The organism is Fructobacillus sp. ESL1117 (assembly GCF_058508565.1).
Genome location: NZ_CP196385.1, coordinates 1,394,704 through 1,417,623, shown reverse-complemented (window position 1 = coordinate 1,417,623; position 22,920 = coordinate 1,394,704). Strand labels below are relative to the sequence as shown.

The following is a 22,920-nucleotide window of genomic DNA, read 5'->3' as shown; positions in this document are numbered from 1 at the left end:
AGGAAAATATACAAACACAGTACGTTTTGTATAAGAAATACTCGATGTCGAGAAATTTGCGTTTATCTAAGTGTCATTTCTTTCGATTTAGCCACCAGTAAAGTGGCAAACCAGCTAGAACTATGATAACCGAAATTCCGATTCCATGCAAATCGTTAATAATTTCAGAAATCTCAACGTAAAGTGAACCCAAGATAGCCACAATGGGGATAACTGGGTACAACGGCATTGAGAAAGTTCTTTTTAGCCCATTTGGATCTTGTCGACGCAACTTAAAGGCACCAATAAAGACCAAAATATAGAACAAGAAAGTCACAAAGATCGCGTAATCCGATAATTGATCAGGATCTGTCAAGGCCATCATCAGGTAGGCGATGGCAACCATTAACCAAATTGCGGCATTCGGCGTCTTGGACTTGTGGTTGATTTTAGCAAAAGTTTTAGCGAAAGGAAAGTCTCCTTTTTTTGCCATTACATACAAAATCCGTGGAAACGAGACCACTTTCCCGTTTAAAGTACCAATCAATGAAACTAAAACAGCGACTGAAAGGACACGGCCACCCCAGTAACCAAAGGCATTCGTAGCCATCTTCAATGTGGTATTTTCACCAAGAGAAACAATTTCATTAGCAGTTAATGACCGATAAGCCCCATAAGAAATGCCCATATAAGCAACAATTACAATCAAGATGCCAGTAATGATTGCCCTTGGCAAAACCTTTTGCGGGTTTCTGATTTCACCAGAAATATTTGCTAACGTCACCCAGCCATCATAGGCAAAAAGAGTAGCCAAAACGGCAACCCCAAAACCGCCGGCACTTGAATGCGACATAGTTGTTACCATTTGGCCCAATGCATCATGCTTGCCAAAGAAAAGGCCAAAAATAATCAAGGCGACAATCGGCAACATCTTAATCACAGTTGTTAAAACCTGGAAGCCAGCGGAAAAATGATTTGGAATCGAGTTTAACAAACCAACCAAAGCGAGAACCACCATTCCGACAGGGAATGACCACATACTTTTTAAACCAAAGAGAGAAACAAATAAAACGCCAAAGTAAGCAGAAATTGCCCCCATCATCGCTGGGCCATAGAAAATCACCTGCATCCAACCAGCCAAATAGCCGATTGTTTTGCCATATAGGTGGGTCAAATAAGAGTAAATGCCACCAGTTTCTGCCATTTGTGAACCGACTTCGGCTACCGTCATGCCGGCAGTCAAGGTTAGAATTCCTCCCGCCAACCAAGCCCAAAGGGCAGTATTTGTGTCTCCTGCTGTTTGCAGGACGGATCCCTGCTTAAAGAAAATTCCAGAACCAATAATGGTTCCGATAACTAATGCTAACGATGACCAGAGGCCAAATCCTCTGTTCAACTTTTCTTCTTCTGCCATTAGTGGCCCTCCAATTTAGACGAAAATCAAACATTACTATTCTAGCATATCTTCGGACATTATAACTATATTTCCTCATAATCAATTTTATATAACAAAAAATACGAACATTATCGAATTTTTATCAAATTTCATTGCTTTATATTTATCAAAATTGAAAAAAGATACCATAATATTCTAACGAAGCACCATCTAAAAGGCAAGAAAAAAAGGACCTTGCGGTCCAATTTCATGCTAATTTTAAAGTTCTTGCTTCAAGTCTGCTGGTTCGAAGAGGTGCAAAACCTTGACGAAAATAAATTGAGTTAACAAACCAACCACGACAGGAATAACTACCCAGGCCAATAGAGCAACAATTGGTGAAATAAAGTTATTCATGACTGAACTTGGTACAGCAGCATCCTTAATCATTGACTGCAATGGTGAAACCAAACCAATATAACCGAAACCAGCCGTTGTTGGCGTTCCTTGGATATTAAAGATTGCCACTGCGATACTTGATAATGCACCAGCAAACATGAAGGACAAAATCATCACAGGCTTCTTAAAGATTGACGGCATCATGCCCTTCATCGCTCCCAAGAAGATAGCAACCGTTGTTCCCTTCTTATTCACCTTCCATGAATTCAAAAGTAAGACAATCGTTGTCGCAACGACACCCATGGCTGCCGCACCAGAAGCCATCCCATGCAAATTAATGGCCAAGGCAATTCCAACCGTTGAAATTGGTGTGATGATAATGACAGCGAAAGCCATTCCAATCAAGATTGCCATTGGTAATGGGGCTAACTTAGTGAAGACTTCCACCATATCCCCAATCCAAGTCGTAATGCGAGCGACATAAGGCGCAATCACCTTTCCAAACAAGCCAACGCCACCAGCAACGATAATTGGTGACAAGATAATCGCTACTGAGCCAAAGCCAGCTAAATATCGGTCAACTAGCCAAATAGCCAAAACGGCTAAACCAGCTACCAACATCGCATTGATCACATCACCGGCGCCGTTAGCAACAAAGAGCCGGGTTGGAACAGCTAATGTCTTACCAGAAACGGGATGTACCGTGCCAGCTTTAACCATTGCCCATTGGATTGAGTTGGAAGCAGCAACTGTCGCCAGTGCCACAACACCCGTGTCAAGCGCCTTCATCTTGAAGTTCATCGCCACAGCCATTCCGATTAGGAATGGAATCATTGATGTAAAAAGTGTCAAAATGGCTGAGTAATCAGCCCCAAGAGTTGTTTTACCCAAACCGGAAAATTGAATGATGTACTTCATCACGGCTGATGGTAACACACCAATTAAAATTCCTTGCGCGGATCCGGAAAGAACCTTAAAGAAAAAATCCTTCACGCCCAATGGCGTTTTACCGGAAAATTGTTCTGCTGTTGTCATATTTTTCCTCCGCTTCACGTCTCATAATTGTGAAGTTTTTATATTGCATAAAATAGTATAACAGGTCTTTTTTAAATTGTGAAGTCCATTACAGATATTTTTGTGCTGGTTGTCCTAATTTAATAGACTTCCACTTGTTTATAATCATTATTATTTCACTTATAAATCACTAAAACTTAACGTGAAATTCATAACTATATTATTATAGTTCGTAATTTATTGTTTTTTTATATCAAAAAAGCTAAAACCATTCCTGGTTTTAGCTAAAATCATTAATATTCTAACGCGTTGTCTGGTTTTTCATCATTAGCAAAGGCTAATGCAGCATTCATTGATTGGTAAATCATCTCGTGTATTGCCTTTGTTGTATAAAAGGCAACGTGTGGCGTGATTAAAACATTGTCACGAGCGATCAAGTCAGCCAACTTTGCATCAGGTAGCTTTTCATGCGACCAATCATGCTCAAAGATACCTACCTCCCCCTCGTAGACATCCAAGGCCAAAGCAGAAATCTTACCAGAGTCCAAAGCAGCAATCGCAGCATCTGTATCGATTAAGTTTCCCCGTGATGTATTGACGATCACAACGCCATCCTTCATCTTCGCAAGGCTTTCCTCATCAACTAAGTGAACGTTTTCAGGAACACCTGGTACGTGTAATGAAATGGCATCGGCTTGAGCAAAAAGTTCATCCAAAGTATCAACGTACAATCCTTCTTCTTGTAATTCCTTATTAGGGAACTTATCGTAAGCAATTACCTTAGAGCCGAAGCCCTTCAAGATATTAATTGCCTTACGACCAATGTTACCAGTACCGATAACACCAACAGTTTGCATCCGCATTTCACGACCAATAGTTGGTGCCCAACGCAAATCATGCTTAGCAACTTTTGCATCCATTGGCTTCGTCCGGCGCAGCAAACGAGACAATTGAATCATCGCGTGTTCTGCAATGGCATTTGGTGAATAAATGGGAACGTTTGAAAGGTTAAAGCCTAAATGCTTGGCCGCTACAAAATCAATTGTTTCCGTTCCAACATTGCGTAAGGACAGGTTCTTGATACCCAAATCAGCCAATCCTTCTAAGACATCTGCCCCATAAGGGTCGAGCTGTAAAGTGACAACAGAAGTGGCTCCCTTAGCTAAAGCAACTGTATCAGCGGTCAAGACTTCATTCGTGTAATCAACCTCAACAGTGGGATTTTCTTCTTGCCAGCTTTTCAAAGCCGGTACTTCGTCATCACGAACTCCATAAGCAAAAACTTTCATTTCGACCTCCATTAATCGAGCTATTTATCGCTAAAAGTATAATACGCTCTTTTGATTAAAAGGTCAATTAAATTGTCCAATTATAAAATCGTAATTTTTTTCTTAACACCGCTTACCAATAGAAACTTAAGCTGAATAACTAATCGCTTCTATTAATTTTTTAATTAACTAAAGCAACCAGCAAAGAAAAAAAGCTAGGAACAACTAGTCCTAGCTTCTTATAAATCGATTAAAACTTAACAGCGATCGCTGGTGTTTCACCCTTAGCAAAAGCAACAGCAGCATCAAATGATTGGTGAACCATTTCATCGACAGCCTTAGTAGTATAAAAGGCGATGTGTGGCGTAACCAAGACATTGTCACGAGCAATCAAGTCCGCAATCTTTGGATCAGGGAATTCCTTACCTGACCAGTCTTCGTTGAACAAGCCAACTTCGTTTTCATAAACATCCATGGCAAAGTCAGAAACCTTACCTGAGTTCAAACCGTCGATAACGGCATCGATATCCATCAAGTTTCCACGAGAAACGTTAACCAAGACAACGCCGTCCTTCATCTTAGCGATGCTATCCTTGTTGATCAAGTGATGGTTTTCAGGAACACCAGGAACATACAATGAAATGGCATCGGCTTGTGCATACAAGTCATCCAATGAATCAACGTACAATCCTTCTTCTTGTAATTCCTTATTAGGGAACTTATCGTAAGCAATTACCTTAGCACCGAAGCCCTTCAGGATATTAATTGCCTTACGACCAATGTTACCAGTACCGATAACACCAACAGTTTGCATCCGCATTTCACGACCAATAGTTGGTGCCCAGCGCAAATCATGCTTAGCAACCTTTGCATCCATTGGCTTTGTACGACGAAGCAAACGAGACAACTGAATCATTGAGTGCTCTGCGATAGCATTTGGTGAATAAACTGGCACGTTTGATACGTTGAAGCCCAATTCCTTGGCAGCATCGAAATCAACGTTGTCAGTGCCGACGTTACGCAAAGACAAGTTCTTTACTCCAACTTCAGCCAAAGCCGTCAAAGTTTCCTTTGTATAATCCAACTGTTGGTAAACAACAGCTGAATCAGATCCCTTAGCCAATTGAGCAGTTTCAGGCGTCAATAATTCCTGAGTGTAACCAACCGTTACATCTGGGTTTTTCTTTTCCCAATCTTCCAAAGCTGGCTTTTCATCATCACGAATGCCATAAGCAAAAACTTTCATTTTCGTCCTCCAAATTAACTTTCTAACAATATTATACACTAAAATTAGTCAAAAAATCTGGTTAAATTACTTATTTTTTCAAAGTAATTGGCTTTTCACCGGCCTTTTCCATGATTCCATCAATCAAACCATATTCTAAAGTCTCTTCAGCAGACATCCAAAAGTCGCGTTCCGTATCATGAGCAATTTCAGCCAGACTTTTACCAGAACCATCAGCCAAGATTTTGTTCAACTTGTTCCGAGTCTTAGTCAGTTGGTCAGCAATAATGGCCATGTCAGTTTGCTGGGTACCACCGGCAGCCCCACCCATTGGTTGATGAATCAGGTATTCAGCATTTGGCAACATAAAACGGTGTCCCTTTTCACCGGATGCAGCAATGATTGTTCCCATTGAAGCAGCCAAGCCCATGACAATCGTGGTCACCGGAGCCTTAATGAAGTTCATCGTATCTGTAATCGACAAACCAGCGGTCACAGACCCACCTGGAGAGTTGATGTACATTGCAATTTCCTTTTCAGGATCTTGAGCTTCCAAGAAAAGTAGCTGGGCAACAATTGACGTTGCCATACTATCCTCAACCTCACCTTGAACCAAAATAATGCGATCCTTCAATAAACGGGAAGGCAAGTCATATGACTCACGCCCATTTGCGGTTTGTTCTATTACTCCTGGCCACATAGCAATACTCCTTTTTGCTGTTCTTAAAATATTATTGTAACGTACTTTATCAAGAAACTAAAATCAAAACGAACGATTTCAAATTAAACATTATCTAAATCAAAATCCCCACCAGATTGGATTAAATCAGCTAATTTCGCTAACTTGCGCATGCGATGGTTGGCTCCTGATTTTGAGATTTCCAGAAGAGCACCAATTTCAGCCAATGAACCATCAGGATGATCTAGTCTGGCTCTGGCAAAATCAGCTAATTTGGCAGGCAACTCATCCAAGTCGCCAATCTCCTTTTGGATTATCAAGATAGCTTGAACTTGACTATTAGCAGCAACAGCGGTCCGTTGCATATTGGCAACGTCGGCATTATTCATTCGATTAACCGAATTGCGAGTGTCACGGGCAATGCGAATATCAGCAAAATGCAGCATCGTGTGAACCGCGCCAATTAGTTTTAAAAAGTCAACAATTTTTTCAGCCCGCTTCATATAAACAATGTAACCGGAATGCCGCGGGGTTACCTTGACTTGAAGAGTAAAATTTGTCATCAAGGCCACTAGCTGCTCAGCTAATTCTTCATGGCCAGTGTAGATTTCCAAATGGTAATTCGCCTTCTCGGGTGAGTTAACCGACCCAGAAGCCAAAAAAGCCCCGCGCAAAAAAGCTTGTTGCTTTTTTGAACTGTCCAATAGCCAGGCCGGTACCTCCTGGTTAATCCCCAATGGATCCACACCAAGCTCTTTTAGAATTTGGTCCACCTGACTTTGCAAAACAACCAAAAGTTTTTTTCGATCCGATAGGGCAGCCCGTTGATTAACCTGAACTTCCACCACCGCCGTTGGGTAAATTTGCTTAATCAAGGTGTAAATCCGGCGCGCAATGGCCGGATTTTCTGTTTGAACTCGGATTTCTTGGTTCATCCCCAAAGTCGAAACACCATTCATCTGCAACAAGGCAGCTAATTCTGACTTGGCAGCGTCATCTGAAACCATTCGACCGGTTAATTCTTTTTTCACTTCTGCTGCGTAAGACATCTTACTCCTTTGTTAGTGAAACCAATACGTCGGCCACTTTGTCCCCATCATGAAAGGCACCAGCATCACGCAAAGCCAAAAAATCCTTGGAGATACTTTGGGCACCCTCTTGTCGAATTTTGTCCGGGTCTTGGACAACTTGCTTTGAAATTTCACCCCACTTTTGGTAGTCAACAAAATCTGCCGGCACCTCTTGATTATTGGTTAAAACAAAATCAACCAGATTTTGCCCTAAATGACGGTTGAGAACAGCCAAATGTTCAGCGTCGGTGTAAGAATCCGTTTCCCCTTTTTGGGTCATAATATTAGCAATATAGACCTGCTTAGCACTGGTCGCTTGCAACGCCTCTTTAATCCCGGGAACAACAATGTTAGGCAAAATTGACGTAAAGAGTGATCCTGGCCCAAAGACAATTAAATCAGCTGCTAGAATAGCTTCAATTGCCTCAGGACAAGCTACTATTTCTTTTTCTGCTTGGCTTGGCTCTACCCAGACATGATTTAAAGCCTGGTGAGCAGCAGTTATGGCAGCCTCGCCCTCCAAAAACTGACCATTTTTTGTCTGAGCATGTAAAATTAATGGCTGCTTCGCAACAGGGTAGACATGACCCTTAATTTTCAAGTAATGAGCCAAACGGGCAATAGCGACCGAAATATCGCCAGTCATTTCTGTTAAAGCGGCAATCAAGAGGTTGCCAACTGCATGTTTTGCCAAAAAAGCATCATTTGTTTTAAAGCGATACTGAAAAAGGTCTAGTAATTCCTGATCACCGGATGACATGGCGACTAAGATATTGCGGATATCCCCAGGTGGAATAATGTTGACATAATCACGCAATAAGCCAGAAGACCCACCATCATCAGCAACCGTTACAATTGCCGTCAAATCAACATCATGCTGGATTAATGGGCGAATAATCACGGGCAAACCCGAACCCCCACCAATCATCACAATTTTTGCAGTCATCTTTCGATCCTCTCTGGTGCTTATACTAAGAGTATTTTACCATTTTTATGGGTTCGTAATGAAAGGGAAAATCAGAAATTTCTAAACAAAATCGGTAGTTTCATCAATTTCGCCTCCCAACAATTGACCGTTTTCTTGCATCGACCAATAGCCGTCATTAGTCACAATAAAAGCATCAAGGAGTGGCAAGCTTAAGTCCTGCCCTAGCTGATATAGTCGCTTAGTAAATTGCTTGTCTTGAACTGAAGGTCGTAAGTTCCCCGACGGATGGTTATGAGCAATGATAATGGCATAGGCATTGGCTAATAGGGCTCGTTGAAAAATTTCGCGCGGTGAAGCAGCCACCTCAGTCAGGGTACCGACAAAGACGACTTCCCAACCAATTACGTCTAATTGTGTATTCAAAAGAGCCAAAAAAAGTTGTTCTTGCTTTAAGGGGCCTAACTTTTCCTTTGCAAAAGCGCCAACCATGTTGGAATGTCGGGCAGAAAGTAAGATTGGTCTTCGTTCCGACAAAAAAGCCACACCTAAGTGCATCGCGATTAACAACGCCCGGTTCGGTCCAGGATTTTCAGCGATAAAATCAGTCTTTGTCTCATAATCGAGTTCCCAAAAAAGATATTTTTCAGGAAAATACAGCTGAAAAATCTCACTATTCTTGTGGCCGTTCTCACCAATAGCCTCGTAAAAATTAAAAACCTGATTTTTCATCATATTGCAATTCTCCTTCAAGCAATCAGACGAAAAAACCAGGTTAAAATTATCAAAAAAGCAAAACGGCTCTAATCCTTAATGACCATTGGGCCATCACCGGCACCTTTCATGACCTTCATCGACAGATAAACAGCCAAAGCAATTAGGATGACATCAAAACGATAAGTCCACTGAATACCATTCAATGTTGCTGCAGACATATTCGTTGCACCCCTTTGGAAAATTGAAATAATCGAAGCAGCCAAGGCGATTCCAACAGCGGCTGAGTAATTGTTAACTGCTGAAAAAATCGAGTTACCAGCACTATGAAATGCTCGGTCGAGATGTGAAATGGCATTGGTCATATTGTTTCCAAACCAGAAACCACCACCTAACTGGGTAATCACAAAGGCAATCGTCATCGACCAAACGGTAAATGGTACCAAGACAATCCAGACCATACCAAGGACAATGAATCCTAGACCAATCGCATTCGGCAGTTTAGGACCAAAGCGATCATACAAGTTTCCAGAGATAATCGACATAATGGCAAAACCAATAGCACCAGGGAAAAGAGACAGTCCCGCAACGCTTGAACTTTGCTTCAAAACTAACTGTAGCCCCATTGGAATTGCGTAGTTAAAGGTTAAGTTGACAACCTGAATTAAGACGGCCGCTAAGACCGCCTGGCGAAACATTGGCAGTGCAAACATCTTTGGTGAAAGTAGTGGTTCTGCTTCTTTTTGAGCATAGAAATAATATCCGAAGATACCAATTAACATCACTGCTAATGCCGTCAAGCTCAAAATATTGAAAAGACCATGACCAGACAAGCGGTCAACCGTGATTAAACCGCCAACAAAGAAGCAAGATAACAATAGCCAACCAATCAAATCAAAGCGGGCTTTCTTCAGCGGATCAATTTGCTGAATGGTAAACCAACCAACGATTAGGGCAAAGAGTTGGATTGGCAAAACCACCCAGAAAATCATGTGCCAACCGTAATAGGCCGTTAAGAAGCCACCAAAGGCTGGGCCCAAAGCCGGCGAAAAGGAAACAATTAAAGAGGCTAAACCAATCATCGTCCCCCGCCGGTTATCAGGAACCTGCTCAAAGACCACATTGTTCATTAGTGGTAGACCAACACCGGCACCAACTCCCTGCAACAGGCGGCCAAAAAGAATGAGGCCAAACTGGTTAGAGGTTGCATCAATGAAAATTCCAATCAATGACACAACCCCGGCCACCATAAACTGAGATCGGTTACTAAAGCGGGCCTTGAGCCAAGGCGACATAATGACAATCATGGATGTCAATAAAATCACCCCGGAGGTCAACCACTGGACCGTTGCTGAATCAACATGTAATTGTTTCATCAGGGCTGGGAAGGAAACGTTCAAAGCTGTTTCCAACATAATATCCGTAAACCCAAGTAAGGCAATCGCCAAAATACTCAAGATTAGTCGTGGGCTTAAGACTTTTTCTGGCATAATTTTCTCCTAACATCACTAATAAAATACAAAGAACCTGTAATCACAACAGTTTGCTGCAGATTTTCACTGAAGGCCTGGTCCAATGAATCATACCAAATCAGGTCCTGATTTGCTAAGTTCATCTGGTCTTTTTGTAGGCCAGGTCGGCCGGCAACGCCATCAAATGTCACCAAAGCCAACGTAATCTGCGGGTCTTGTTCAAGTTCCAAGAAAGCTAAATCAACATTTTTATCGGCCAAAGATCCAATAATAACTGTCACAGGACCTACCAGATTTTCCTTAATTGACTGATGCAAGGCCTGAATACCAGCCTGGTTATGGGCCCCATCTAAATAAATCTTTGGCTGAATTTGTTCAAAGCGTCCGGCCAAAAAAGTCCGATTCAAGCCTGCTTGAATCACTTCATCTTGCAAATCAGGTCGCCAAGTTTTCAGTGCTAACACTGCGGTCGCTGTATTGTCGGCTTGAAAGCTCCCCGGCAAAGCTGACTGGAAAGGCCCAACCTGCGCCACCAATACTGGACTGCCCATCTCTTGGGCTTGAGCTTCAATCACTTCTTTCGCTTCAGCTGTGACCCCTGGGCCAATCACCGTTTTTGCTCCCGGCTTGATAATTCCGGCTTTTTGACCAGCGATGGCTGCGATGGTGTCACCAAGCATTGCCTGGTGATCCAAAGCCACAGTCGTTATGACGGCAACCTTGGTTGTCTTTAAAATATTGGTCGAATCAAAACGGCCCCCAATCCCAACTTCAACTACAGCCAAATCCAGGTCTTGATCGGCAAAGTAGAGGAACATAATAGCCGTCACAACTTCAAATTCAGTTGGTGTCAGCTGACCCGCAGATGCCTGCTCTACTTGGTCAGTTGCTTTCTGAACTTGACCAGTATAAAAAATCAAATCAGCCGGTGTGATTAGTTCGCCATTGATTTGAAACCGTTCCCGAAAGTCAGTCATAAATGGCGACGTAAAAGTTCCAACACGCAGACCAGCTGCCTGAGCAACAGCAGTCACCATGGTTGCAACTGAACCCTTGCCATTCGTGCCAGTAATATGAATGGTTTCCGGCAGATGATCTTCGGGATGATCCAAAGCCGTCATCAGGGCCTCTAAGCGGGTGAAGCTATCTTTTTTACCAGCTTTTGGCCGGCCATGAATATAGGCCAAGGCCTCTTCAATTCTCTGCACTAACGGTTCTCCCAACTATAGTTCTAATATCCATTATAACGAGATAAAGGCAAAAAAACTGCTTGATTATGATTTGAACCCCAAAATTAGGATATCTCATTGGATAGCCTTGAAGAATCAGTTTGGCACCACTATCCTGATTGCACCAAAGATGATCACTAGTAATTTTTCCTTCTTTTGATTATTTGGTCATAGAAAACCCCGAAATTTGTTTGTCAAAATTTCGGGGTTCATCACGATGACAGACGGTTTTACACTTTGTAAGCCATAAAACCGACCGATTTGTATTGTATCTATTTTAGTCTTTTTCGCGAACAGTAAAGTCACGACGGCGGCGATTGCCACCACCTTGATGTCCACCACGGTTATCGCGGTTTTCAGAATGTGAACGGTTCCCACCACGGTAACCGCCACCATTACCATTACGACGACCACCGCCATTCCCGCGATAGCCACCACCATTACCATTTGAACGGCGGTTCCCACCACGGTAGCCACCACGACGTGATGATGAACCACCCTTGCGACGAGGCAAAGGACGTTCACGTGACAAAACAACTGGCGCGTTTTGCTTATCCAAACCAGCCACAGCAGCCAACAAACCAGCAGCCAATTGTTCAGCTGTGAATTGTGACGTCATTTGGTTAACTTGTTCTTGCAATTCAGCGGGGTTCAAGCCTTTAATTGTTGCGGCTGCGGTATCAATGGCCCCGTTAATTCGACCAATCCGGGCTTCCTTCAATGTTGCTGGTTGCAATGGCGTCATACGCTTCTTCGTTAATTCTTCAACAGCACGCAAGTAATCCATTTCATTTGGTGCAACCAATGTTACTGAAACACCTTCGGCACCGGCACGACCAGTACGGCCAATACGGTGAACATATGATTCTGGATCTTGTGGAATATCAAAGTTATAAACGTGACTCACGTCCTTAACATCCAACCCACGAGCAGCAACATCGGTTGCAACCAAGAGGTTAATTTCATGGGCCTTAAATTGGTCCAAGACACGTGAACGCATTTGTTGTGTCAAATCACCGTGTAAACCAGCGGCACGGTATCCCCGGGCTTCCAATCCACGGGCCAATTCTTCTACTCGACGCTTTGTCCGACCAAAGACAATCCCCAAGAATGGTTCTTGAATATCGATTGTCCGAGTCAGGGCATCAAACTTTTCTTCGTGACGAACACGAATGAAGTATTGATCAACCAAATCAGTTGTCAATTGCTTAGCCTTGATTTGGATATATTCAGGATTAGTCATAAACTTCATCCCGATTCGCTTGATAGCTTCAGGCATTGTTGCCGAGAACAACAATGTCTGACGGTGGTCAGGAACTTGAGCGATGATGGCCTCAATGTCATCCAAAAAGCCCATGTTCAACATTTCATCGGCTTCATCCAAAACCAATGTCTTCACACCGAAAAGCTTGGCAGTCTTACGGTTAATATGGTCCAACAAACGACCTGGAGTTCCAACTAAAATTTGTGGATGGGACTTCAAGCCCTTAATTTGTGGGCGGATATCGGCACCACCAAAGACGACTTGAACATTGACCGATTTATCAGAACCAAGCTTCTTCAATTCTTCGGCAGTTTGTATTGCTAGTTCTCGTGTCGGTGAGATGATCACGGCTTGGATGTTTTGATCATTCAAGTCGATGTTTTCCAAGATTGGCAAACCAAAAGCGGCTGTCTTACCAGTTCCTGTTTGGGCTTGACCGATAACATCCTTACCAGCTAAGGTCAAAGGAATTGTTTTTTCTTGGATGGGGGTTGCTTCAACGTAGCCGTGGGCTTCGATTGACTGCAAAATGGCTTGTGACAAGCCGAGTTCATTAAACTTCAAAATTATCTCCTTTTTGCGCACTGGGTCAGCGCGCCCTGACTCATTTCTGAGCCGTTTCCATCATAACGTGCCACCAGCACGTCAAAAATACGCCAAGCAGTTTATAGTCTAGCTGGGCTGACTAGTGTTTAGGAAGGAACCTTCGTTCCTGTTAACTTCTCATATAGGTCATGTGAGAGACCCTCAAAGCTGTGACCATGGTAATACTGATTTGCCAATAAAAGCACAGCGTCCTGGCTATTCTTGCCCAAAACAACGGACGGCTCAAAACCATTAAAAATCCCATGAGAGGTATAAATATTACCATAGCGGTAAAGACCTGAGACATAGTGAGCCGGCAAGTGCTGGACTAAAAGAGCCATTGGGTTTTGGAAGAAAGCACCATGGAAGAAGAGCCAATAAGCCCGGTAAAGCATCCCAGCTGACATTGCCAGGTTCCCAGTTCCAGTCTCTCGCTCATTTTCAACCTTAGTAACACCGGTTGGACTGGTGAGATCCTTTTGATAACCTAAGGCAGCCTGATGATCCTCTGCAAACCGTGTATAATCATCAATTCCGAGCTCGTACTGCTTGTTATAGTAGTCTTTAACCATTTTGTCAAAGGACTGACCCGAAATTTTCATTAAAATACCAGCCAACAATCGGTAATTAACCGGCTGATACGACCAACCAGCACCAGAACCAATCGCCACTCCGGTTTCCTGCGTATTATCGGCCGAGAACTGAGCATTATCTTGGTCAGAAGTAAAAGTCGTGGGTTGCAACTTTTGCTGCAAAGAAGAGGTCATCGTCAATAAGTCGCGAATCGAAATCTGATCAGCATTGGCAATGTTGGGGTAAAACTGACTCAAGTGATCATCATAGGAAAGCTTCTTTTCAGAAACTGCCTGACCGACTAAAACAGCTGTCAAAAATTTAGCGGAAGAAGCAATATGATAAACCGTTTGGGCACTGTTGGGCATCTGCTGACTATAATTAGCAAATCCATAACCCTGGTTTAAAATAATTTTGCCATCCTTAATGACTAAGGCTGTTCCAGTAAAATCTGCACTCTTTAATTTCTGGTCGATTGCTTGAGCAGTCTGATTTTGCGGACCAATGTCTTTTTTTAAATTTTTAACATTATCGGCCGAAAATATTTTTTGTTTAGACAAAATCGCTTGTGGACTAGCCTTAGTTAACTTTGCTAAACCAATTGCTCCCCCAATAAAAAGAATAATCAAGGTAATCGTTGACAAAGCTAGCCAATGATCCCGATACCAGAGTGTTTTTACTTTTTCTGGAAAAAGATCAACCCGTTTAAGCATGGCTTCCCCCCTGCTTGCCTTGATCAGCAACCAAATGGTCCACCACCTTTTCCAAGTGGATGCCATGACTGGCCTTCAAGAAGACACAATCATTGGCACTAAGGTTTTTTGTCAAATCAGTCATGAGTGCTGCCAACTGGTCCGTTTGATATAAGTGAACCTGCTCAGATAACAACGTTTCCTGCAACGCTGTTCCTAGGTTTTCCACCATCAAAGGGCCAACCAGGTAAACGGCTTTTGGTTGTGCCTGCAAGACGGCTTCCTTTAAGTCAGCGTGGAGAGCCGGTGCCGCTTCACCAAGTTCAAGCATATCGCCAAGAACTAAGACTAAATTTTCAGTATGATCCTTTGCCAACGCTGTCAAAACTTCTTTGGTGGCCGTTGGATTGGCGTTATAAACATCCGAAATGACCATTGCCCCATTAGCTGCTGTCAGTAACTGGGTGCGGTTTTTCGTTAACGCAAAATTTTTCAAGGCTAAAGCAATCGTTTGGAGGTCCAAACCGAAAGCTTGGCCAACACGAATTGCCGCCAAGGCATTCCTAACATTATAACGGCCCAGGAGCGGAATTGCAAATTCTTGACCCTGATCACTAAATTTTGTCTCCTGTAACGTCTCGACACAGTCATTTGGTTCCGGCCCAAAACTAACCGTCTTGGCTGGCAACCCTTTGGCGTCCTGCAAGAGTGGCTCATCTGTTGGAATCAACAATTCCCCATTCGGCTTTAGGCCAGCAATAATTTCCAACTTGGCTTTGGCAATGTTAGCTCGTGTCTTAAAGAATTGAAGATGAGCCTCACCAATCATGGTAATGACGGCCAAATCAGGTTGAGCCAATGTTGACAAAGCCGTCAACTGACCCGGGCGGTCCATGCCCATCTCCAAGACCAAAACCTCAGTTGTCTCTGGCATCGTCAAAATGGTCACCGGCAGACCAATTTCATTATTAAAATTAGCCGGCGTCTTAAAGGTTTGATACTTCGTAGCTAAAATCGCAGCAACCATGTCCTTGGTGGTCGTTTTTCCATTCGAACCAGTAATGGCAACGACCTTTGGCTGAACCGTTTGCAGGTAAAACTTTGCTAATGCCTGCAGGCCCACCAAGGTATCGTCAACCACTACCGCTGGTACAGTCCCATCAATAACATGTTGTGTCTGTGCTAGAACACCGGTGGCACCTTTTTTTAATGCCTGGCCAATATAATCATGGCCATCTTGATCACCAACTAGGGCAACAAACAGGTCCCCGGCTTTGACCTGGCGGGAGTCGAAGGCAACACCCGTCACCATTTGATTGGCCGGTCCCTGTAGACTACCCTTAGTTGCTTGTGCGATTGTCTGTAATGAAAGGTTCATAGCAATTAATTTCCTTGTTTAGTAAAAATTTGGGTGGCGCTTAGTTTTATTTATAAACAACCATCTTCTGATATCAATGGTACATAATCTTAATGCCTTATAAACAACCATCATCTGTTTTAAATAGCACTTAGTTTTCGTTCTTTTGTAAAACGGTAATCGTCTCAATATGGGCAGTTTGAGGAAATTGGTCCACCGGAACAACCGGCCCCTTAATCTCGTAACCCAAGTCTTGAAACAAGGCGACATCGCGGGCAGCAGTCACAGGGTTACAAGAAACGTAAACCACGCGCTCAGGACCCATTTCAGCAGTTTTTTCAATTAACTTTGGCGTCAACCCCCGTCGTGGTGGGTCAACAAAGACAACGTCTGGTTGAAACCCTTGCTTTTGCCAATCTTCAAACTGATCCGGGGCATCGCGCTCAATGTAACTGGCATTGTCAATCTGATTTAATGCCAAATTCTTCTTAGCATCCAGTACTGCTCCTGGTACAACCTCAACACCAATCACTTCCTTGACACGGTCGGCGACTGAAATTCCAATTGTTCCAATCCCCGCATAGGCATCAATGACGACATCCGTCGGCTTCAAATCAGCCAAGTCAGCTGCCTTTTGATACAGCTTTTCTGTCATTACCGGGTTAACTTGATAAAAGGAATTTGGGCCAATTAAGAACTTTTTCCCAAGCAATGTATCTTCAATGACCGCCTGACCAAAGAGAACACGGTTGTTGGCGCTTAATTGGACATAATCTTTTTTGGGTGCAAAGTTTAAGATTAGGGATGTCAAATCGGGCAAGGCAGCCACAATATCATCGACGAGTCCCGCCTCATCAGACAAGGCATCCTCATTGGTCACCAAAACCACCATTAACTGTTGGCTATAATAGCCTCGGCGAACCATCACATAACGAATGGCCCCCTTTTCTTGGTCCGGATCATAGGCAGAGATACCTCGTTTAGCAAGAATCTCACGGACGATGACAATCACTTGGTCTACCCTGGCATCATTGACATAGTAGTCTTCCATCGGTACCAAATGGTGGCTACCCCGTTGATAAAAGCCGGATAAAAGCTGCCCATCCTGCCACTTAAGGGGAACAACCGTTTTGTTGCGGTAGTAAGTTGGCGTTGTGTCCATCGTAATCGGATCAGCAACAGTCACTTGCAGACCAGCATCGTGAAAATTTTTTTGCACGATCTGTTGTTTAAATGCCTTTTGATTGGCATAGGCCCAGTTGACCAAGGGCGCCGTCCCGGCCTCAACCAAATATTGTCGGTCCTGATTTTTGCGTCCAGTACTCGCTTTAGCCCATGCCAAAATTTTTCCATAGGCGGAATACTTATCCACCTGGATAATTTCAATTTGAACTTCCTCACCAAGCATGGCATCAGCTAAATAAATCGGATACTCGGAAAAGCCAGCTAAAAAGGCCATCCCCATCCCATTTTGGCGAATTTCTTTGATAGTGACCGTCAACTTTTCATGTAATTTAACAGGTACGATTGTCTTTGCCATCATGCCTCCAACACTCTGCTTGGTGCTAACTCACCGCCAACAAATGCTTTTTCCACAAGCCAAGAAAAAACGCCCACCGAGGTGAGCGTTTTTATCCAACAACTTAGTCGTTGTTCTTGAAGCCGAAGTTAGCAAACTTCTTGTTAAACTTGTCAACCGCACCATCAGCTTGAGTAAACTTCTGCTTACCAGTGTAGAATGGGTGTGAATCTGAAGTGATTTCCATACGTACTGATGGATATTCTTGACCTTCAAAATCAGTAGTTGTGTCAGTTGCAACAACAGATGCTGACAAGAACTTCTTACCAGTTGCGGCATCAATAAAGACAACTGGACGGTAATCTGGATGGATTTCTTTTTTCATGAGTATCTCCTTAGCGCCCTGATTTTATTAAATCAGAGTCAGTTATTAACTTAACTATTTTATCACAGCGATATTATCCATGCAAGGTTAAGGCATCAAGTTAATTAAATCAACACCTTCAATTGTTAAATCAACGCCCAAAGAAGCTAATTTATCAGCCAAGCGGTCGTAACCTCGCAAAATATGAGTGGCGTTTTCAATCACGGTTTGACCATCGGCCATAATCCCGGCAATGACCAAGGCGGCGCCTGCACGAATCTCAGCCGCTTCCACCGTTGCGCCAACTAAACGTTCAGAATGGTTGACCTTGATTTCACCTGGGTTTAATGACGATAACTCTGCACCCATCCGTCGCAATTCGGCAATATGCTTATTACGCATTGGATAGATGGTCTCAGTAATCGTGCTTTCGCCTTCAGCTAAAAACAAAAGTGGTGTGATGGGTTGTTGCAAATCAGTCGCAAAACCAGGATATGGCATCGTCTTAATGGCAACAGGCTTCAAATCATGGCTCGGCCCAATAAAGACTGAATCCTCACCGATCTGCATATCAACACCCATTTCCAACAACTTTGAAGTGTAGGACTCCAAGTGTTCTGGAATGACGTTTTTGATGGTGACACCATCACCAAAGGCCGCAGCCATGGCCATGTACGTGCCCGCCTCAATCCGATCGGGAATCACTGTGTGGGTATTACGCGCTTCCAAGCGGTCAACACCCGTGATGCGAATCGTATCGGTTCCAGCGCCACGGATATTGGCCCCCATGTTGTTCAAGAAAGTCGCAATATCGATAATTTCCGGTTCCTTGGCCACGTTTTCAATAATCGTCTGCCCCTTAGCCCTTACGGCAGCCAAAATAATATTGATAGTAGCCCCAACAGAAACCGTATCAAGAGTTATCCGTGCCCCAGTCAAGCCGTGGGCAGTTGCGTCAAGGGTAATCACATCACCAACTTCAGTCACCGTTGCACCCAATGCTTCAAAGCCTTTAATGTGCTGATCGATTGGTCGTGATCCGAGGTTATCACCACCAGGAAAAGTCACCGTTGCTCGACCAAAGCGGCCCAGCAACGCTCCCATGAAGTAATAAGAGGCCCGCAATGATTTAATGGCCGTTGAAGGCAATTCAGATTCCGTGATTGTGGTTGGATCAATCGAAAGATCACCATTCGCGAAATTAGAACGAACGTTCATCGCAGCGAGAATATACTGTAAGTTTTTAACATCTAAAATTTGTGGAACGTTGTCAAAGTTGACCGGCGTGTCGGCCAGAATTGCGGCGGGAATCAATGCAACCGTTGAGTTCTTAGCTCCGCCAATGGTTACCGCACCTGAAATCTTGTGGCCACCGTTAATAATAATTTTTGCCATAAGGGCTATCCTACTTGTTTGTGGTTTTACCCTAATTATATCGTTTTTGTTACAACATGACAATCAAAATCAGCGGATTTCCGCACCTAATTCCGCTGTCAAAGTTGCCGTCATCTTTTCAAAGGCTGCTGTGACAACCGGTTCAACTAGGGTGTCAGTCTTGTCTTGATAAGTCAACTCATACGCCAACGACTTCTTCCCCACTGGCAGCCCCTGACCCGTATACAAGTCAAAGAAAGTAACATTTTGAAGGTAAGCCCCACCATTTGCTTTAATCACGTCAAAGACCTGCTGTTGGTCGATACTGTCATCAACCAAGACAGCCAAATCACGACTAATCTGTGGATACTTTGAAACAGGTTGATAAGCAACCGGTGCCTGTGAATGAGCAATGACTGCTTCCAGGTCAATTTCAAAGGCAAAGACTGCCGGCAACTTGGCATTCGCCAAAACAGCCGGATGAATTTGACCAACAAAGCCAAGGTAAGTTGAACCAAGATAAACATCTGCCGTCTGCCCCGGATGCATGGCTTCATGTTGTGAACTTTGTTCAAAGCGAACTGCATTTGAATCAAGGCCAATCGTTTGTAAATACACCTCTAGCCGACCCTTGATATCATAAAAATCAGCAGTCTCATCTTTTTCACCCGTTTGCCAGCTCGATTCAGCCACATTGCCGACCAAAACACCGGCTAAGTGCTCACGTTCTTCCGGCTGCACGTTTTCGCCTTGCGCCAAGAAAATTCGTCCCTGCTCGTAGAGGGCAATGTCCTTAATCGAGCGAGCCACGTTATAGGCCACGTCATCCAACAAACCAGACACAAGATTTTGTCGAATAGTCGTCCGATCCGATGACATTGGGTAGTCCAAGGCCACCACAGCCCGGTTTCGATCCAAATTAAAAGCTGTTGCTTTTTCAGGTGTTGTCAAGACATAGGAAATGGCCTGATCAAATCCGAGACTTTCCATAATTTCTCGACTAGCACGAATCTTCTTTTGTCGTGGTGTCAAATCACCAGGTGTACTTTGCCCTGCAACCAAAGCCGTTGGTAGGTTGTCATAACCGTAAAGACGGCCAACCTCTTCAATCAAATCAGCTGGAATCGTCAAATCCGTCCGGCGACCCGGAATGGTTACTGTGTACTGACCAGTTTTTTCATCGATTGGTAGCGCCAAGCGATTGAAAATAGCAGAAATTGTTGCCACTGACAAATCCGTTCCCAAAATTTGATTGATTCGATCCCGACCGATAGTAATCGTTTCTGGTGCCCGGTAAGCAAAGCCAAACTTGCTCAAACCAACAACAATCTTCCCCTTGGTCAACAAAGCCATTTCAGCAGACACTTGATCCAGAACTTCAAGGGTTTGATCCAAGTCAATTCCTCGTTCAAACCGGAAAGAAGACTCTGATCGTAGGTTATGACGGCGAGCACTTTGCCGCAAAAGACTTGGGTTAAACTGACCAGCTTCAACAACGACCTTCGTTGTATCAGCTGTCACTGCAACTGCTGGATTCGTGGCAATTCCTGCCAAAGACACAATTTGATCACCGGCCGCAACCACAATATCCTGGCCAGCACGGAGAGCCATCTTTTCTTCTTCGCCTTGAGGTAATGTTTCGCCCTCTTTTGCCAAGCGAACTTCCAACTGCATCGTTGCTAATTTATCCAAGTCATAAACATGCAAAGGTTGTCCCGTCAGCAAGAGCCAATAATTGGCCAAATCAGTAATCTTATTTTCTGGCTTGAAACCTGCATTCCACAGGCGACTTTGCAACCAGAGAGGTGATGGGCTGTTTTTAACTTGCCCCAAAACACGGACTGCATATCCAGTTGCCAAATCAGCGTTTCCGGCAACCGTCACCACGGCATTTGACTCTGATTGATCACTCAAGACAGTTGTCTGGGGTAGCATCACCTTTTGGTTAGTCATGGCAGCCAGTTCATAGGCCATCCCCCGCATCGACAAAAGGTCGGCCCGGTTCGGGGTTAAATCAGTATCAATTATCGGATCCTTGAGGCCCAAAACTGCGAGTGCATCATCTCCAGGCTTGACACCATCTTCTTCTGTGAAAACGTGAATGCCTTGCTCAAAGTCCAGTGGTGCTACAGCGTCGGCTACGCCAATTTCTTGCAAGGCAACCAACATGCCATATGAACTTTCACCACGGAGTTTTGCCTCTTTGATTGTCACCAAGTCGCCACTTTCACGGTCAATAATCTGAGCCCCGACACGGGCCAAAACAACTAACTGCCCCTCAGCCACGTTTGGTGCACCGGTCACGACCTGAATTGTTTCTTGACCATCAAAAACCTGTGTAATCACCATGTGATCAGAATCCGGATGTGGCACAACCGAATCAACTCGGACAACGACAAGACCGGACTGCTTAGCAGCAGCCGTTCCAACGGATTCCAATTCCACACTGGTCAATTCAATTTGCTGTGCCAAATCTAAGACAGCCTGTTCGCTCAAATCAAGTCCTGGCTGTAAGTATTCGTTTAACCATTTTAAGTTGGTCTTCATGATTAGTTTCCCCGCTTATTAAATTGATTCAAGACCCGGACGTCGTTTAAGTAGAATTGCCGAATGTCTTCCACGCCATACTTCAACATGGCAAAACGGTCAGGGCCTAAGCCAAAGGCAAAGGCTGAGTATTCTTCTGGATCAACACCATCCATCTTCAAAACGTTTGGATGGGTCATTCCGGCGCCCAAAACTTCAATCCAACGAATATCTTCTGGCTTGGTATCTTCCGTCACTTCGTTCCAAGAAACGTCAACTTCGACAGATGGTTCCGTAAACGGGAAGTACGATGGACGCAGACGAATTTGGTGCTTTTCACCAAAAAGTTCCTGCATAATTGACAACAATGTCCCCTTCAAATCAGCCATGGTAATATTCTTACCAACAACCAGACCTTCCACTTGGTGGAATTGATGTGAGTGCGTCGCATCATCGGTGTCACGGCGGTAAACCTTCCCCGGTGCAATCATCTTCAATGGTCCCTTAGAAAAGTCATGCTTTTCCAACGCCCGTGACTGCACGGGTGATGTCTGTGTCCGCAGTAAAATTTCTGGTGTCACATAAAAAGTATCCTGCATATCACGAGCTGGGTGATCCTTCGGCAGGTTTTCCCGTTCAAAGTTATACTCATCCGTTTCCACTTCGGGTGAATCGTTTGGGTCATCAATCACTTGGTAGCCCAATCCCAAGAAATGGCTTTCGATTTCATCCATAATCTGTTGCAACACATGCCGATTACCCAACTTGGGCTGTGTTCCCGGCAGTGTTACATCAAGCGTTTCCGCCTGCAACTTGGCATCCATTGCGGCTTTTTCTTGAATAGCCTTCATGGTTGCTAAGCTATCTTGGATTTGTTGGCGAACCTGATTACCGACCTGGCCGACAGCCTTCTTTTCTTCGATTGAAAGGTCCTTCATCGACTTCAAAACTGTCGTGATTTTTCCTTTTTTACCCAGGTAAGCCACCCGAACTTGCTCTAAGTCGGCTCCCGTTACTGCCAAATCGGCCTCAGCTTGCTTAGCAATTGCCTGTAATTCATCAATTAATGTCATTCATCTTCCTCTTTTTCCAAATAAAAAGTCCCTTATGTTGTTCGCACAACATAAGGGACGTAAGAGAACTTCCGCGGTACCACCCAGTTTCTGACCAAAAGGCCAGCACTCTTGGCCGGTATCGGCGGCTTACCGTTGACTGTTAAGCCAAAGTCTCCAGACTGAAATTCGAGGCACCAACAGACGGTCTTACACTAGACACCGCTCGCTTTGCTACTGGCTGACCCCTACTAGGTCCTTCATC

The 22,920-nt window shown here is 44.1% G+C and carries 18 protein-coding genes; all 18 read right to left on the bottom strand.

Annotated features, from left to right (window positions below):
- Window positions 1-73: 73 nt before the first annotated feature.
- Window positions 74-1,393, bottom strand: coding sequence for an APC family permease (locus tag ACSYSH_RS06710; RefSeq protein ID WP_489816315.1), 1,320 nt, complete (start codon window positions 1,391-1,393; stop codon window positions 74-76).
- A 240-nt stretch (window positions 1,394-1,633) separates the two neighbouring features.
- Window positions 1,634-2,788, bottom strand: coding sequence for a PTS sugar transporter subunit IIC (locus ACSYSH_RS06705; RefSeq protein WP_252774263.1), 1,155 nt, complete (start codon window positions 2,786-2,788; stop codon window positions 1,634-1,636).
- A 272-nt stretch (window positions 2,789-3,060) separates the two neighbouring features.
- On the bottom strand, window positions 3,061-4,056 hold the full coding sequence (locus ACSYSH_RS06700) for a D-2-hydroxyacid dehydrogenase (RefSeq protein WP_489816314.1): 996 nt from the start codon (window positions 4,054-4,056) through the stop codon (window positions 3,061-3,063).
- Window positions 4,057-4,285: 229 nt separating this feature from the next.
- Window positions 4,286-5,281, bottom strand: coding sequence for a D-2-hydroxyacid dehydrogenase (locus tag ACSYSH_RS06695; protein WP_252774265.1), 996 nt, complete (start codon window positions 5,279-5,281; stop codon window positions 4,286-4,288).
- 70 nt (window positions 5,282-5,351) lie between these two features.
- Complete coding sequence (locus ACSYSH_RS06690; protein ID WP_252774266.1) at window positions 5,352-5,960, bottom strand: ATP-dependent Clp protease proteolytic subunit; 609 nt, start codon at window positions 5,958-5,960, stop codon at window positions 5,352-5,354.
- Between the two features lie 83 nt (window positions 5,961-6,043).
- Window positions 6,044-6,988: a DNA-binding protein WhiA gene (whiA, locus tag ACSYSH_RS06685; protein ID WP_489816313.1), complete on the bottom strand. Its 945-nt coding sequence runs from the start codon at window positions 6,986-6,988 to the stop codon at window positions 6,044-6,046.
- 1 nt (window position 6,989) lies between these two features.
- Window positions 6,990-7,955, bottom strand: a complete 966-nt coding sequence (locus tag ACSYSH_RS06680; protein WP_252774268.1) for a gluconeogenesis factor YvcK family protein — start codon at window positions 7,953-7,955, stop codon at window positions 6,990-6,992.
- Between the two features lie 81 nt (window positions 7,956-8,036).
- Entirely contained in the window at window positions 8,037-8,669 is a 633-nt protein-coding gene (locus tag ACSYSH_RS06675; protein WP_491702129.1) for a JAB domain-containing protein, read from the bottom strand.
- 68 nt (window positions 8,670-8,737) lie between these two features.
- Window positions 8,738-10,138, bottom strand: a complete 1,401-nt coding sequence (locus ACSYSH_RS06670; protein WP_491702130.1) for an MFS transporter — start codon at window positions 10,136-10,138, stop codon at window positions 8,738-8,740.
- A complete protein-coding gene (locus ACSYSH_RS06665) occupies window positions 10,120-11,328 on the bottom strand; it encodes a bifunctional folylpolyglutamate synthase/dihydrofolate synthase (RefSeq protein WP_491702131.1) in 1,209 nt (402 codons plus the stop codon). Before ACSYSH_RS06665 ends, ACSYSH_RS06670 begins: the two co-directional genes overlap by 19 nt.
- A 298-nt stretch (window positions 11,329-11,626) precedes the next feature.
- Complete coding sequence (cshA, locus tag ACSYSH_RS06660) at window positions 11,627-13,177, bottom strand: degradosome RNA helicase CshA (RefSeq protein WP_274705193.1); 1,551 nt, start codon at window positions 13,175-13,177, stop codon at window positions 11,627-11,629.
- A gap of 128 nt (window positions 13,178-13,305) precedes the next feature.
- Window positions 13,306-14,484 carry a serine hydrolase domain-containing protein gene (locus ACSYSH_RS06655; RefSeq protein ID WP_489816309.1) on the bottom strand — a complete coding sequence of 393 codons (1,179 nt, stop codon included), beginning with the start codon at window positions 14,482-14,484 and terminating at the stop codon, window positions 13,306-13,308.
- On the bottom strand, window positions 14,477-15,841 hold the full coding sequence (locus ACSYSH_RS06650) for a UDP-N-acetylmuramoyl-tripeptide--D-alanyl-D-alanine ligase (protein WP_491702132.1): 1,365 nt from the start codon (window positions 15,839-15,841) through the stop codon (window positions 14,477-14,479). Before ACSYSH_RS06650 ends, ACSYSH_RS06655 begins: the two co-directional genes overlap by 8 nt.
- 130 nt (window positions 15,842-15,971) lie before the next feature.
- Window positions 15,972-17,360 carry a 23S rRNA (uracil(1939)-C(5))-methyltransferase RlmD gene (rlmD, locus tag ACSYSH_RS06645; protein WP_491702640.1) on the bottom strand — a complete coding sequence of 463 codons (1,389 nt, stop codon included), beginning with the start codon at window positions 17,358-17,360 and terminating at the stop codon, window positions 15,972-15,974.
- A 103-nt stretch (window positions 17,361-17,463) separates the two neighbouring features.
- Entirely contained in the window at window positions 17,464-17,724 is a 261-nt protein-coding gene (locus ACSYSH_RS06640) for a type B 50S ribosomal protein L31 (protein WP_047974287.1), read from the bottom strand.
- 87 nt (window positions 17,725-17,811) lie between these two features.
- A complete protein-coding gene (gene murA / locus ACSYSH_RS06635) occupies window positions 17,812-19,098 on the bottom strand; it encodes a UDP-N-acetylglucosamine 1-carboxyvinyltransferase (protein ID WP_491702133.1) in 1,287 nt (428 codons plus the stop codon).
- Between the two features lie 69 nt (window positions 19,099-19,167).
- Window positions 19,168-21,624, bottom strand: coding sequence for a phenylalanine--tRNA ligase subunit beta (gene pheT, locus ACSYSH_RS06630; protein ID WP_252774275.1), 2,457 nt, complete (start codon window positions 21,622-21,624; stop codon window positions 19,168-19,170).
- A 2-nt stretch (window positions 21,625-21,626) separates the two neighbouring features.
- Window positions 21,627-22,676, bottom strand: coding sequence for a phenylalanine--tRNA ligase subunit alpha (gene pheS, locus ACSYSH_RS06625; RefSeq protein ID WP_489816306.1), 1,050 nt, complete (start codon window positions 22,674-22,676; stop codon window positions 21,627-21,629).
- Window positions 22,677-22,920: the final 244 nt, after the last annotated feature.

Excerpts from the sequence above, each read along its gene's own strand:
- ACSYSH_RS06710 (WP_489816315.1), bottom strand. The coding sequence starts at position 1,393 with ATGGCAGAAGAAGAAAAGTTGAACAGAGGATTTGGCCTCTGGTCATCG.
- ACSYSH_RS06705 (WP_252774263.1), bottom strand. The coding sequence starts at position 2,788 with ATGACAACAGCAGAACAATTTTCCGGTAAAACGCCATTGGGCGTGAAG.
- ACSYSH_RS06700 (WP_489816314.1), bottom strand. The coding sequence starts at position 4,056 with ATGAAAGTTTTTGCTTATGGAGTTCGTGATGACGAAGTACCGGCTTTG.
- ACSYSH_RS06695 (WP_252774265.1), bottom strand. The coding sequence starts at position 5,281 with ATGAAAGTTTTTGCTTATGGCATTCGTGATGATGAAAAGCCAGCTTTG.
- ACSYSH_RS06690 (WP_252774266.1), bottom strand. The coding sequence starts at position 5,960 with ATGTGGCCAGGAGTAATAGAACAAACCGCAAATGGGCGTGAGTCATAT.
- whiA (WP_489816313.1), bottom strand. The coding sequence starts at position 6,988 with ATGTCTTACGCAGCAGAAGTGAAAAAAGAATTAACCGGTCGAATGGTT.
- ACSYSH_RS06680 (WP_252774268.1), bottom strand. The coding sequence starts at position 7,955 with ATGACTGCAAAAATTGTGATGATTGGTGGGGGTTCGGGTTTGCCCGTG.
- ACSYSH_RS06675 (WP_491702129.1), bottom strand. The coding sequence starts at position 8,669 with ATGATGAAAAATCAGGTTTTTAATTTTTACGAGGCTATTGGTGAGAAC.
- ACSYSH_RS06670 (WP_491702130.1), bottom strand. The coding sequence starts at position 10,138 with ATGCCAGAAAAAGTCTTAAGCCCACGACTAATCTTGAGTATTTTGGCG.
- ACSYSH_RS06655 (WP_489816309.1), bottom strand. The coding sequence starts at position 14,484 with ATGCTTAAACGGGTTGATCTTTTTCCAGAAAAAGTAAAAACACTCTGG.
- ACSYSH_RS06650 (WP_491702132.1), bottom strand. The coding sequence starts at position 15,841 with ATGAACCTTTCATTACAGACAATCGCACAAGCAACTAAGGGTAGTCTA.
- rlmD (WP_491702640.1), bottom strand. The coding sequence starts at position 17,360 with ATGGCAAAGACAATCGTACCTGTTAAATTACATGAAAAGTTGACGGTC.
- ACSYSH_RS06640 (WP_047974287.1), bottom strand. The coding sequence starts at position 17,724 with ATGAAAAAAGAAATCCATCCAGATTACCGTCCAGTTGTCTTTATTGAT.
- murA (WP_491702133.1), bottom strand. The coding sequence starts at position 19,098 with ATGGCAAAAATTATTATTAACGGTGGCCACAAGATTTCAGGTGCGGTA.
- pheT (WP_252774275.1), bottom strand. The coding sequence starts at position 21,624 with ATGAAGACCAACTTAAAATGGTTAAACGAATACTTACAGCCAGGACTT.
- pheS (WP_489816306.1), bottom strand. The coding sequence starts at position 22,676 with ATGACATTAATTGATGAATTACAGGCAATTGCTAAGCAAGCTGAGGCC.